Here is a 14081-nt window from a genome sequence, read left to right as displayed (position 1 = left end):
CTCTATCTGTGAAAAACTTTAGGACATTTTTCCTATTTTTGCGCTACCAAACAAAAACTACAAACTCTATCTAGTGTGAAATTTACAGCACAACAAATAGCAGGCATTCTGGAAGGTGATGTTGTTGGTAATCCAGAAGCCGAAGTATCAAAACTCTCTAAAATTGAAGAGGGCACTGAAGGGTCCTTAACCTTTCTGGCAAATCCAAAGTACACTTCGCATATTTATACTACCAAGGCAAGTGTAACCATTGTTAACAAAACATTTAATCCGGAGAGTAATATTGAAACAACCTTAATTAAAGTTGAAGACGCCTACAAATCGTTTTCAAAATTGCTAGAGTATTATAATGAGGTTAAAAACAATAAAGTTGGAATTGAAGAGCCAAGTTTTATCTCATCTACAGCTAATCACGGTGAAAACTTGTACTTAGGTGCTTTTTCTTATTTAGGTGAAAATGTATCTATTGGTGACAATGTAAAGATTTTTCCAAACGTGTATATAGGAGATAACGTAACCATAGGACATAATTCGGTTATTTTTGCTGGTGCTAAAATATACTCTGAAACTGTTATCGGGGATGGTTGTGTCATTAACTCTGGTGCTATTATAGGAGCAGACGGATTTGGTTTTGCTCCCAATGAAAAAGGAGAATATAACAAGGTACCACAAATAGGTAATGTTATTCTTGAAGACTTTGTGGATATTGGTGCAGCCACTACAATAGATAGAGCTACTTTAGGTTCTACAATAATAAGAAGAGGTGTAAAGCTGGATAATCAAATTCAAATAGCACACAACGTAGACATTGGAAAAAACACAGTGATTGCTGCTCAAACTGGCGTAGCTGGTTCAACAAAAATTGGAGAGAATTGTCAAATAGGAGGTCAAGTAGGTATTGTTGGCCATATTACAATTGGTAATAATGTGAAAATTCAAGCACAATCTGGTATAGGCAGAAACGTAAAAGATAATGAAGTACTCCAAGGATCGCCTGCTTTACCTTATGCAGATTATAACAAATCCTATGTGCATTTTAAAAACCTGCCTAAAATTGTCAAAACAATTAATGACTTAGAAAAAAATAAATGGGAATAATAAATACAGACGTAAAACAAAAAACCATTAAAAAAGAAATTTCTTTAACTGGTGTGGGCTTGCATACAGGGAAAGATGTTACTTTAAATTTTACCCCAGCCCCTGCTAATTTTGGTTTAGCCTTTAAAAGAGTTGATTTAGAAGGTGAACCCGTAATTGAAGCAGATGCCAATTATGTTACTAATACACAACGAGGTACGTGTTTAGAAAAAAATGGGGTTACCATTCAAACGTCAGAACATGTTTTGGCTGCTTTAGTTGGATTGGATATAGATAATGTTATTGTTGAGCTCAATGCTTCAGAACCCCCCATAATGGATGGGTCATCAAAGTTTTTTGTTGAAGCTATCGAAAAAGCCGGTATAGTTGAATTAGATGCTTTTAGAGAAGAATTTGTTGTAACAGATATTGTGACTTATACCGATGAAGAATCTGGAAGTGAGATATTAGTAATGCCTGCAAAAGAATATCAAATTACTACTATGGTAGATTTTGGTACAAAAGTTTTAGGTACTCAAAATGCAACACTAAATAACATATCAGATTTTAAAAACGATATTGCAAATTCCCGTACATTTAGCTTTTTACATGAGTTAGAAATGCTTTTAGAGCATGGTTTAATTAAAGGAGGTGATTTAAACAATGCCATTGTGTATGTAGATAAGCCCTTATCTCCTGAAACTATGGAGAAGTTAAAAATAGCTTTTAAAAAGGATTCCATTGCCGTAAAACCAAATGGTATTTTAGATAACTTAACGCTGCATTACCCTAACGAAGCTGCTAGACACAAGCTTTTAGATGTTTTAGGTGATTTAGCTTTAGTTAAAACCCGCATTAGAGGGAAGGTTATTGCTAATAAACCCGGTCATTTTATAAATACTCAATTTGCAAAAAAACTTTCAAAGATTATTAAAAATGAGCGCCGTAACAATGTGCCTAACATAGATTTGAACCAAACACCATTAATGGATATTTCTCAAATCATGGCAATGTTACCCCACAGGCAACCATTCTTATTAATTGATAAAGTATTTGAACTTACTGATAATCATGTTACAGCTACCAAAAATGTAACTATGAATGAAGAGTTCTTTAAAGGGCATTTTCCTGGAGCCCCTGTAATGCCTGGAGTACTTATAGTAGAAGCTATGGCTCAAACAGGAGGTATATTGGTTTTAAGTACTGTTCCTGATCCAGAAAACTATTTAACTTTTTTCATGAAAATGGATAATGTTAAGTTTAAACAAAAGGTCATGCCTGGAGACACTTTAATATTCAAATGTACGTTAATCACACCAATACGTCGTGGTATTTGTCACATGCAAGGGTATGCTTATGCCAATGGTAAACTTTGTGCAGAAGCAGAACTAATGGCTCAAATAACCAAAGTTAAGTAATTATGTATAAAGGCTTTTGTAGAATTCATATTGTTTTTTCTACGCTAAAATGTCAATATATATGTTACCAATTATCAAAGTAAAACTATTAAAATGAATCAACCACTTGCATACGTTCATCCTGGAGCTAAAATAGCTAAAAATGTAGTTATAGAACCATTTGCCACCATAGATAATAATGTTGTTATTGGAGAAGGCACTTGGATTGGTAGTAATGTTACCATTATGGAAGGTGCGCGTATTGGAAAAAATTGCAGCATTTTTCCTGGATCAGTTATTTCTGCAATTCCTCAAGATTTAAAATATCAGGGAGAAGATACTACTGTAGAAATTGGTGACAATGTAACCATTAGAGAATGTGTTACCATAAATAGGGGAACGACCGATAAAATGAAAACTGTTGTGGGTAACAATTGTTTAATAATGGCTTATTGCCACATTGCTCATGACTGTGTAGTTGGTAATAATTGTATTTTTTCAAATAACAGTACCCTAGCTGGTCATATAACTATTGGTGATTATGTTGTATTAGCAGGTATGACAGCAGTGCATCAATTTGTATCTGTTGGAAACCATGCTTTTGTAACTGGTGGATCTTTAGTTAGAAAGGATGTACCGCCTTTTGTAAAAGCGGCTCGCGAACCATTATCCTATGTGGGGATAAACTCGGTTGGGTTACGAAGACGTGGATTTAATGCAGAAAAAATAAGAGAAATTCAGAATATATATAGAATTCTATATCAAAAAAACTATAACAACACCCAGGCTTCTAATATTATTGAAGCCGAGATGGAAGCAACACCAGAACGTGATGAAATTCTTCAATTTATAAGAAATTCGCACCGAGGAATAATGAAAGGATATTTTAAAACAAACTAAATTTATGGCCACTACAAGTGATATTAGAAACGGATTATGTATAAGGTATAATCATGATATTTTTAAAATTATTGAATTTTTACATGTTAAACCCGGTAAAGGCCCTGCTTTTGTAAGAACTAAACTAAAAAGTGTAACTACCGGAAAAGTTATTGATAACACATTTTCAGCAGGTCATAAACTGGATGATGTTAGAGTTGAAACTCATAAATTTCAATTTTTGTACAATGAAGGTGAGACGTATCACTTTATGAATACTGAAGATTACTCTCAAATTGAACTACAAAAAGCAACATTAGATAGTCCAGATTTAATGAAAGAAGGTGAAGTAGTAACGGTGCTAATAAATGCTGAAGATAATATGCCGCTTTCTGTTGAAATGCCAGCAAACGTTGTATTAGAGGTAACTCATACTGAACCGGGTGTTAAAGGAAATACCGCCACTAACGCCACAAAGCCGGCAACCGTTGAAACTGGAGCCATAGTTAATGTCCCTTTATTTATTAATGAAGGCGATAAGATTAAGGTTGAAACCGACAAAGGAACTTATAAAGAGCGTATTAAGGAATAAATGAAATTTCCACAACCTCAAACACTTCAAGGAATAGCAGAATTAATAAATTGTAATTTTGTTGGTGCTATTGACTTTCCTGTTTTAGGCATGAATGAAATTCATGTAGTAGAACCGGGTGATATTGTTTTTGTGGACCACCCAAAATATTATGACAAGGCTTTAAATTCAGCTGCAACTATAATATTAATAAACAAAGAAGTTGATTGCCCCGAAGGAAAAGCTTTGTTAATTAGTGATGATCCTTTCAGAGATTTCAACAAACTTTCAATTCATTTTAAACCTTTTCAAAAAGCTCATAGTCAAATATCGGATACGGCTGTAATTGGAGAAGGTACAATTATTCAACCCAATTGCTTTATAGGTCATCATGTAATAATAGGTAAAAATTGTGTTATTCATTCCAATGTAAGTATTTATGATGATACTGTAATTGGTGATAATGTAACTGTTCACTCAGGTACTGTACTTGGTGCTAATGCTTTCTATTATAAGAAACGACCTGAAGGTTTTGATAGGCTTTTATCTTGTGGTAGAGTTGTTTTAGAAAATAACGTAGACCTTGGCTCCAATTGTACCATTGATAGAGGTGTTACAGGAGATACAACCATAAAAGCTGGTACAAAAATAGACAATCTAGTTCAGGTGGGACATGATACCATTATTGGTAAAAAATGCTTAATAGCATCACAAGTTGGTATTGCTGGTTGTGTGGTTATAGAAGACGAGGTAACTATTTGGGGTCAGGTGGGTATTACAAGCGGTATAACTATTGGTGCCAAGGCTATAATATCTGCTAAGGCAGGTGTTAGTAAGTCTTTAGAAGGTGACAAAAGTTACTTTGGTATTCCCGCAGATGATTTTAGATCTAAATATAAAGAGATTGCTTCTATTAAAAAGATTCCTGAAATTTTAGATATTTTAAAAAACAAGAATAATATTTAATAGATTTTTCTAAAATTAATGAGATATTGTTTTAAAAAATCATCTCAAAAAAATTACATTTGCCTTTCAATTTTTTAGATAATAAAATATTTACGTATGAGCGTTTTAGTAAATAAAGATTCAAAAATAATAGTTCAAGGTTTTACTGGAAGTGAAGGAACATTTCACGCAGGTCAAATGATTGATTATGGTACTAATGTTGTTGGCGGTGTTACTCCAGGTAAAGGTGGGCAAACTCACCTAGATAAACCTGTTTTTAATACCGTTGAAGACGCTGTGAAGGGAGTAGGAGCAGATACAACCATTATTTTTGTACCACCAGCTTTTGCTGCTGATGCCATTATGGAAGCTGCTGATGCTGGAATTAAAGTAATTATAACAATAACTGAAGGTATTCCTGTAGCCGATATGATTATGGCTTCAGAGTATATTAAGGGAAAAAACTGCCGTTTAATTGGTCCAAACTGCCCTGGGGTTATAACACCTGAAGAGGCTAAAGTTGGTATCATGCCTGGTTTTGTTTTCAAAAAAGGAAAAGTTGGTATTGTTTCTAAATCTGGAACTTTAACTTATGAAGCTGCAGATCAAGTTGTAAAACAGGGGTTAGGAATTACTACTGCCATAGGAATTGGTGGCGACCCAATTATTGGTACTACAACAAAAGAGGCTGTGGAGTTATTAATAAATGATCCTGAGACTGAAGCTGTTGTTATGATTGGTGAAATTGGAGGCCAGTTGGAAGCAGATGCTGCTAATTGGTATAAAGCAAGTGGCAGTAACAAGCCTGTTGTAGGTTTTATTGCTGGTGAAACAGCTCCTGCTGGACGTACCATGGGGCACGCTGGAGCCATAGTTGGAGGGAGTGATGATACAGCCCAAGCTAAGAAAAAAATTATGAGAGCCTGTGGAATTCACGTAGTAGATTCACCTGCTGAAATAGGAAAGAAAGTAGCTGAAGTTTTGGCTTAATCTTTAACAATATATTAGTTTGAAAACCTCACAATATTTTGTGAGGTTTTTTATTTCAAACAACTTGTAATTAGTATATTTGAATATCAACTATTTTAAGAAATTAGATTTAACGCATGAAATTATTAGAAGGAAAAACGGCCATTATCACAGGGGCTAGTAGAGGTATAGGTAAAGGAATAGCACAGGTATTTGCTCAACAAGGTGCTAATGTAGCATTTACATTCAGTTCGTCTGTAGAAGCAGCTAAAGCTCTAGAAGATGAATTAAATGCCTTGGGTGTAAAAGCAAAAGGATACCAGAGTAACGCTGCTAGTTTTGAAGAAGCACAACAACTAGCTAACGATGTTGTGTCTGAATTTGGAAGTATTGATATTTTAGTTAATAATGCTGGAATTACAAAAGACAACTTATTAATGCGTATAAGTGAAGAAGACTTTGATACCGTTATTGAAGTAAACCTGAAGTCGGTTTTTAATATGACCAAAGCTGTTCAACGTACAATGTTAAAACAACGCAAGGGGTCTATAATTAATATGAGTTCTGTTGTTGGGGTAAAAGGAAATGCAGGACAAACCAATTATGCAGCATCTAAAGCAGGTATTATTGGGTTTTCTAAGTCGGTTGCCTTAGAATTAGGCTCCAGAAACATTAGAAGTAATGTGATTGCGCCAGGTTTTATAGAAACAGAAATGACTGCTAAGTTGGATGAAGAAGTTGTTAAAGGATGGCGTGCTGGAATACCATTAAAACGAGGCGGTACTCCAGAAGACGTTGCAAATGCTTGCGTGTTTTTAGCCAGTGATTTATCAGCTTATGTAACTGGTCAGACTTTAAATGTTGACGGAGGAATGCTCACTTAATTTATGTCTACAGAGACTTTAATTTATATTATATTATCTGGAATATTAGCGCTATTTATAGCGCTTTTTCAGTATAGATATAAATCTAAAATAACACGTTTTAGGTTAAATGCGCTATTTTCATTTTTAAGGTTTATTACTATTTTTTCAATTTTATTACTCATTATAAACCCTAAATTTGAGCAAATTAGCGTGTACACTGAAAAACCAAACTTAATTGTTGCTGTAGATAATTCAAGCTCTATAAAACATTTAAAAAAAGATGAAGCGTCTGTTCTTTTAGTTGATAAATTACTTAGTGATACGCGTTTAAATGATAAATTCAATGTTTCAACCTATACGTTTGGAAATATTTTAAAATCTTCAGACTCACTAACTTTTAATGAAACTGAAACAAACATTAATAATGCATTCAAACAACTTGCTCAAGTTTATAAATCATCTGTATCTCCAACGGTTATGATCACCGATGGCAATCAAACCTATGGTAATGATTACCAATTTTCCTATATAAATTACAAACAGCCTATTTATCCCATTATTTTAGGAGACACAATAACCTACACCGATTTAAAGGTTCAGCAACTGAATGTTAACAAATATGCTTATTTAAAAAACAGATTCCCTGTGGAAGCCATTTTGGTTTATAGTGGAAATAATAATATAAATACAAAGCTCGAAGTAGCTAACGGTAACACTACCATTTATTCTCAATCTGTAAGTTTCTCAAAGTCTGATAACTCTAAAATTATAAACTTTACACTCCCTGCCAATACTATTGGTACAAACAGTTATAAGTTAAGTTTAAACCCTATTGAAAACGAAAAGAATACCATTAATAACTCTAAAAATTTTGCTATTGAGGTTATAGACCAAAAAACTAAAATAGCTTTTGTGACTAATATTTGGCATCCAGACATTGGTGCGTTCAAAAAAAGTATTGAAAGTAATGAACAACGTTCGGTAACTGTTTTAAATTCTGATGATATTATTGGTCAAATCAATGATTATCAATTAATAATCATTAATCAGCCTAACAATAGTTTCAAATTGCTTTTTGAAGAATTAAATAAGCAAAATAAAAATAGGTTTATTATTATTGGTCCTAAAACAGATTTAAATTTCATCAATAATATCAATGATAACTTTTCGCATGATATTGTTTTACAAACCGAAGATTATCAAGCTGATTTTAACTCTAATTTTTCACCTTTTCAAGTAACTGATATTGATTTTGAATCGTTTCCTCCTTTAACTTCCAATTATGGCGCTGTCAATTTAAAAGTACCTTATCAATCCATTTTAACAAAAAGAATTGGTGACGTATCCATTAATGAGCCTCTGTTAGCAACCTTTGAAACTAATAATAGGCGAGAAGCTATTTTATTTGGTGAAAATATATGGAAATGGCGTGCCCAAAGTTACTTGAACACCAAAACATTTAACGACTTTGACAATTTTATTGGAAAACTGGTTCAATATTTGGCTTCCAACCGACAACGAAGTCGTTTAAATGTAGACCACGAATCTTTTTATATAGGTAACAACAATATAATTATCAATGCCCAGTTTTTTGATAAAAATTACGTCTTTGATGATAGAGAAGTTTTGAATATAAGAATAAAAGACAAGTTGTCTAAAAATGACATTGAATTTCCTTTTGTATTGAAAAACAATAATTATCAAGTAGACCTAAGTAGCTTACCACCTTCAGAATATAGTTTTACTGTGAAGGCTTCCAAAGCAAACCTAAGTAAGTCTGGTAGTTTTACAGTTTTAGAATATGATGTTGAACAGCAATTTTTAAATGCCAACGTAGTAAAGCTAGAACAATTGGCAACCAATAGTGGTGGTAAAAGCTATTTTATAGATAATACAAGTGGTTTGATAAATGATTTGATGAATGATAATAGATACATCTCTATTCAAAAAAGAAACAAAAATATCATACCTTTGATAGATTGGAAATTCCTTTTGGCTATCATTGCTTTTTGTTTGTCTGCAGAATGGTTTCTAAGGAAATATAACGGGTTGATTTAATGGATAAAGTAAAAGGAATTAAAACTGTTTTGGTTACAGGCTCTTCCTCTGGAGTTGGAGCGTCTACATGTGTTGCGTTTGCAGAAAGAGGATGGAATGTAGTGATAAATTATTCAAGGAGTGAAGATGCAGCATTTGCATTAAAGGAAAAATGTGAACACATTGGAGTTAATGCCATAGTTTGCAAAGCTAATGTAGCAAATGAACAAGATTGTAAAAACATGGTTGATAAAACCATTGAAGTTTTTGGCAGAATAGATGTTTTAGTGAACAATGCAGGGGCAACTAAATTTTGTGACTATAATGACTTAGGTGGGTTAAATGAAAAAGACTTCATTGATGTTTATAAAGTAAATGTTATTGGAGCCTATCACATGGTAAAGTATGCTGCGCCGCATTTAAAAAAAATGCATGGAAGTATTGTGAATATTTCATCAATGAGTGCCATATCTGGTGTTGGAAGTTCTATAGCTTATTCTGCATCTAAAGGCGCTTTATCTACCATGACATTATCATTGGCACATGCCTTGGCTCCAGACGTTAGAGTAAATGGTATTTGCCCTGGTTTTATTCAAACAAGGTGGACCAAAGACTTTTTAGGAGATCGTTATGAATCTGTAAAAAAGAAATTTGAAAATGCAGCGCTTGTGGGTAGAACCTCATTACCTGAAGATATAGCTAAAGGTATTGTATATCTTGGAGCCGATGCTAATACAACGTCTGGTCAGTTGTTAACCATTGATGGCGGGCAGTTAGTTAATCAAGGAAAACTATAAATTTTATAAATAAATAATAAACATAATTAAAATGGAAAAATTACCCAAAATTGGATTGCCAATCATAGTTGGAATCATAATACTAGTAATTGTAATTGCTAAATCTGCTGTAACCATAGGGTCTGGTCAGGCTGGAGTACTCTATAAGACTTTTGATGATGGTGTAGTAACAGATCAACCACCATTAGGAGAAGGGTTTCATATTGTTGCACCTTGGAACAAAGTGTATGTTTATGAGGTTAGAAGGCAAGAGATATTTGAAAAAATGAAAGTGTTATCGTCTAACGGATTAGATATTCAGTTAGATGCCTCTGCTTGGTACAAACCAAAATACGATGAGTTAGGAAAGCTTCATCAAGAGATTGGTGAAAATTACTTAAATCGTATTTTATTACCAACAATAAGATCTGCAGCAAGAAGTGTTGTTGGGCGCTATACTCCTGAGCAACTATATTCTAGTAAAAGAGATGCCATACAAGCTGAAATTTTTGAAGAAACAAAAAAAATTGTAAGTGATCAGTATATCATTTTAGATGAAATACTAGTAAGAGATGTTACTTTACCACCTACAATTAAGGATGCTATAGAGCGTAAATTAAAGCAGGAACAAGAATCATTAGAGTATGAGTTTAGGTTAGTAACCGCTGAAAAAGAAGCAGAAAGACAACGCATTGAAGCACAAGGTAAAGCAGATGCTAATAGAATTCTAAGTGCGTCTTTGAATGATAAAATTTTACAGGATAAAGGTATAGAAGCCACTAACAAACTAGCAGAATCACCAAACAGTAAAGTAATAGTCATTGGTTCTGGAGATAGTGGGCTACCTCTTATATTAGGAAATCAGTAAATAAAAAATCAGTTTTCTTGCTTATATTTTAAATTTTAAATAACAATTAGAGGTCATATTTGATTAAAAACTAAATTTTAAAAAATCAAAGGCTTTATTTGGAATTTTAATCAAGTTTTATAGATATTTGCAAAAACAAAGTAAAAAATGACTTTTATTCAAACACATCATCATTTTCATATTTGCTCTCAAGCGAAGTGAAAATGTATTGAATAAAATCAATAATATATTTAAACCCGTTTGAGACAATCAAGCGGGTTTTTCATTTATAAAATCAACTAGGTTGTTTCAAACTCATAACAAAAACAAAATGAGTAAGTTAAAAATTGCAGTTCAAAAATCAGGACGATTAAATGAAGAGTCGTTAGAATTATTAAAAAATTGTGGTATATCCATAGATAATGGTAAAGACCAGTTAAAGGCAGAGGCTAGAAATTTCCCTATGGAAGTTTTGTATTTACGTAATGGCGATATTCCTCAATATTTACGTGATGGCGTAGTTGATATTGCTATTTTAGGTGAAAACACACTAATTGAAAAAGGACAAGATTTGCCAATTGTAGAGCGTTTAGGTTTTTCTAAATGTAAAGTATCTATAGCAGTTCCTAAAGACGCTGAATATAATTCTATAGAGGATTTGCGTGGTAAAAAAATAGCCACTTCCTATCCAAATACTGTACATCAGTATTTTGAAAATAAAGGTGAAAAAGCCGATATACACATTATAAATGGGTCGGTAGAAATTGCACCAAATATTGGTTTAGCAAATGCCATTGTTGATATAGTTTCAAGCGGAAGTACCTTGTTTAAAAATAATTTAAAGGAGGTTGAAGTACTTTTTAAAAGTGAAGCAGTTTTAACAGCAACTCCAGACTTATCAGAAGATAAACAGCAGATTTTGGATACGCTTTTATTTAGAATGAAAGCTGTTTTAAAAGGTAAGAACTCAAAATATGTGCTATTAAACGCACCTAATGATAAACTTGAAAAAATAGTAAGTTTATTACCAGGAATGAAAAGCCCAACCGTGTTGCCACTAGCAGAAGAAGGTTGGAGTTCAGTACATTCTGTAATTAGTAAAAATGAATTCTGGGATGTTATTGATGAGCTTAAAGCGAATGGCGCCCAAGGTATTTTAGTGTGTCCAATTGAAAAAATGGTACTTTAATTTTTGTCATTCTGAATGGTCTCACTCAATGTAGTCGTAGTGTTGTTTCAGAATCTGATTAAACAGATATTGATATGCAAATAATAGATAATCCAAATAGAAGTACTTGGTCTGATATTCTAAAGCGTCCTACACAAACTGTTGATGATATTGAAGGTATTGTTAGCGAAGTATTTGTTGAAGTTCAAAATAACGGAGACCAAGCAATCAAGCGCTATACTAAACGATTTGATAAGGTTAATCTGGCTAGTAATTTAGTTTCTACTAAAGAAATTGAAGATGCTATTAAAACCATTCCAGAAACTTTAAAAGAGGCTATTGCAAACGCAAAGCAAAACATTGAAGCTTTTCACGCTGCTCAAAAAACATCTATAGTTACTGTTCAAACAACTAATGGTGTACAATGTTGGCAAGAAAAGCGTCCTATTGAAAGCGTGGGTTTATACATTCCTGGAGGAACAGCACCTTTGTTTTCTACAGTTTTAATGTTAGCTGCACCAGCTCAAATTGCAGGTTGTAATGACATTGTTTTATGTTCACCACCCAATAAAGAAGGGAAGTTGGCCGCAGAAATTTTATATGCTGCTAAACTGTGTGGCGTGACTAAGATTTTTAAAGTTGGTGGTATTCAGGCGGTGGCCGCATTAACTTTTGGAACAGAAACCATCCCGCAAGTTTATAAAATTTTCGGGCCAGGAAATCAGTTTGTAACGGTTGCAAAACAATTAGCTACAAAATATGGCGTAGCCATAGATATGCCTGCAGGACCAAGTGAATTGTTGGTGGTTGCTGATAAAAGTGCTAACCCTGCATATATTGCTTCAGATTTGTTAAGTCAGGCAGAACATGGTACCGACAGTCAAGTTATTTTGGTTTGTACATCAAAAGAAATGATTAATAAAGTTGCTAATGAAGTGAGTGCTCAGGTGGCCGTTTTACCTAGAAAAGAAATAGCTGAAAAAGCTATAAATAATTCTAAGTTAATCTATATTGAAGATGATAAAAAAGCTTTAGAATTAATAAATCACTACGGACCAGAGCATTTTATCATTTGTACAGAAAATGAAGATTTTTACGTGAATGGAATAAGAAATGCTGGTTCAGTATTTATTGGTGATTACACCCCTGAAAGTGCGGGAGATTACGCCTCAGGAACCAATCATACATTGCCAACTAATGGGTTTAGTAAAGCCTATTCTGGAGTTAATTTAGATAGTTTCTTAAAGAGTATGACATTTCAAAAGATATCTAAAGAAGGGATATTAAATATTGGTGAAACCATAGAGTTAATGGCAGAAGCTGAAGGCCTACAAGCACATAAAAATGCTGTAAGCATAAGATTAAAGGATTTAAAGTAAATGTCATTCAGAACAAAGCGAAGAATCTCTTTTTAGATTCCTCAAAATGTTCGGAATGACAAATGATAACAAAATGAATGTTTTAGATTTAATAAGACCAAGCATAAAGGCGTTGAAACCTTATTCCTCAGCTAGAGATGAATTTAAAGGTAATACTGATGATATGGTGTTTCTAGATGCCAATGAGAATCCTTATGAAAATGGTGTAAATCGTTATCCTGATCCACAACAAGGAACCGTCAAAGATTTGCTTTCAAAATTAAAAGGAATACCTGTTGAGAATATATTATTAGGTAATGGTAGTGATGAAGTTTTGGATTTAATCTATAGAGCTTTTTGTGAACCAAATATTGATAATATTATCACGTTGCCACCAACGTATGGTATGTATAGTGTATTAGCTAATATTAATGCGGTAGGAATAAAAGAAGTACAATTATCCGATAATTTTCAACCTCAAGTTGATAAGATATTACAAATTGCTGATAATAATACTAAACTTTTGTTTTTATGCTCACCAAACAACCCAACAGGCAACAGCTTTTCACAAAAATCTATTGAAAAATTACTAAAAGAGTTTAATGGCGTTGTGGTTATTGATGAGGCATATATTGACTTTTCTGATGTTCCAAGTTGGATTGAAAGGTTAAAAGAATTTCCGAATTTGATTATAACACAAACCTTATCTAAAGCTTATGGTATGGCTGGAATTCGGTTAGGAATTTGTTATGCTTCAAAAGAAATAATTTCGGTTTTGAACAATATTAAACCACCATATAATGTAAATGAGTTGACGCAACAAAGAGCCATTGAACAACTTAAAAATCACGAACTAACGCAAAGTCAGGTACAATGTATTTTACACGAAAGAGCTACCTTAGTTGATAAACTTAAAAAAGTTTCTTTTGTGTCTAAAATATACCCTTCAGATGCAAATTTTGTTCTAGCAAAAGTTGATGATGCCACCAAACGCTATAATGAGCTCATTGAAAAGGGTATTGTAATAAGAAATAGAACCTCACAACCTAGTTGTGAAAACTGTTTGCGTTTTACAGTTGGAACGCAAGCTGAAAATGAAACATTAATAAAGGTATTAAAAGAATTAAAATGATTTGTTATTCCGCACTTAATGCGGAATCCACATAAATTCAAATAATATTAAATAAATTC

13 protein-coding genes are annotated in these 14081 nt (G+C 33.2%); all 13 read left to right on the top strand.

What is annotated here, in order from left to right:
- Positions 1–75 precede the first annotated feature (75 nt).
- The 13 genes from lpxD to hisC all read left to right on the top strand — a co-directional run bounded on the left by lpxD (position 76) and on the right by hisC (position 14022).
- A complete protein-coding gene (gene lpxD / locus E1J38_RS09235) occupies positions 76–1098 on the top strand; it encodes a UDP-3-O-(3-hydroxymyristoyl)glucosamine N-acyltransferase (protein ID WP_133356623.1) in 1023 nt (340 codons plus the stop codon).
- Complete coding sequence (locus E1J38_RS09230; RefSeq protein WP_133356624.1) at positions 1089–2495, top strand: bifunctional UDP-3-O-[3-hydroxymyristoyl] N-acetylglucosamine deacetylase/3-hydroxyacyl-ACP dehydratase; 1407 nt, start codon at positions 1089–1091, stop codon at positions 2493–2495. Before lpxD ends, E1J38_RS09230 begins: the two co-directional genes overlap by 10 nt.
- 93 nt (positions 2496–2588) lie before the next feature.
- Complete coding sequence (lpxA, locus tag E1J38_RS09225) at positions 2589–3374, top strand: acyl-ACP--UDP-N-acetylglucosamine O-acyltransferase (protein ID WP_133356625.1); 786 nt, start codon at positions 2589–2591, stop codon at positions 3372–3374.
- 4 nt (positions 3375–3378) lie between these two features.
- Positions 3379–3945, top strand: coding sequence for an elongation factor P (gene efp / locus E1J38_RS09220; protein ID WP_133356626.1), 567 nt, complete (start codon positions 3379–3381; stop codon positions 3943–3945).
- The gene (locus E1J38_RS09215; protein WP_133356627.1) at positions 3946–4890 is read left to right on the top strand and encodes a UDP-3-O-(3-hydroxymyristoyl)glucosamine N-acyltransferase; all 945 of its coding nucleotides are present in this window, start codon (positions 3946–3948) and stop codon (positions 4888–4890) included.
- A 96-nt stretch (positions 4891–4986) separates the two neighbouring features.
- Entirely contained in the window at positions 4987–5859 is an 873-nt protein-coding gene (gene sucD, locus E1J38_RS09210; RefSeq protein WP_133356628.1) for a succinate--CoA ligase subunit alpha, read from the top strand.
- Between the two features lie 116 nt (positions 5860–5975).
- A complete protein-coding gene (gene fabG / locus E1J38_RS09205; protein ID WP_133356629.1) occupies positions 5976–6722 on the top strand; it encodes a 3-oxoacyl-[acyl-carrier-protein] reductase in 747 nt (248 codons plus the stop codon).
- Between the two features lie 3 nt (positions 6723–6725).
- On the top strand, positions 6726–8762 hold the full coding sequence (locus tag E1J38_RS09200) for a VWA domain-containing protein (RefSeq protein WP_133356630.1): 2037 nt from the start codon (positions 6726–6728) through the stop codon (positions 8760–8762).
- Positions 8762–9538 (top strand): SDR family NAD(P)-dependent oxidoreductase, encoded by a 777-nt coding sequence (locus tag E1J38_RS09195; protein ID WP_133356631.1) that lies wholly within the window; start codon positions 8762–8764, stop codon positions 9536–9538. Before E1J38_RS09200 ends, E1J38_RS09195 begins: the two co-directional genes overlap by 1 nt.
- Positions 9539–9569: 31 nt before the next feature.
- A complete protein-coding gene (locus E1J38_RS09190) occupies positions 9570–10385 on the top strand; it encodes a prohibitin family protein (protein ID WP_133356632.1) in 816 nt (271 codons plus the stop codon).
- A 310-nt stretch (positions 10386–10695) separates the two neighbouring features.
- Positions 10696–11553 carry an ATP phosphoribosyltransferase gene (hisG, locus tag E1J38_RS09185; protein ID WP_133356633.1) on the top strand — a complete coding sequence of 286 codons (858 nt, stop codon included), beginning with the start codon at positions 10696–10698 and terminating at the stop codon, positions 11551–11553.
- Between the two features lie 74 nt (positions 11554–11627).
- Positions 11628–12911, top strand: a complete 1284-nt coding sequence (hisD, locus tag E1J38_RS09180; protein ID WP_133356634.1) for a histidinol dehydrogenase — start codon at positions 11628–11630, stop codon at positions 12909–12911.
- A gap of 73 nt (positions 12912–12984) precedes the next feature.
- A complete protein-coding gene (gene hisC / locus E1J38_RS09175; protein ID WP_133356780.1) occupies positions 12985–14022 on the top strand; it encodes a histidinol-phosphate transaminase in 1038 nt (345 codons plus the stop codon).
- The last annotated feature ends 59 nt before the right edge of the window (positions 14023–14081 follow it).

Source organism: Seonamhaeicola sediminis (genome assembly GCF_004358095.2).
Taxonomy (GTDB): Bacteria; Bacteroidota; Bacteroidia; order Flavobacteriales; family Flavobacteriaceae; genus Seonamhaeicola; species Seonamhaeicola sediminis.
This window is presented reverse-complemented; position numbering and strand designations above follow the sequence as displayed.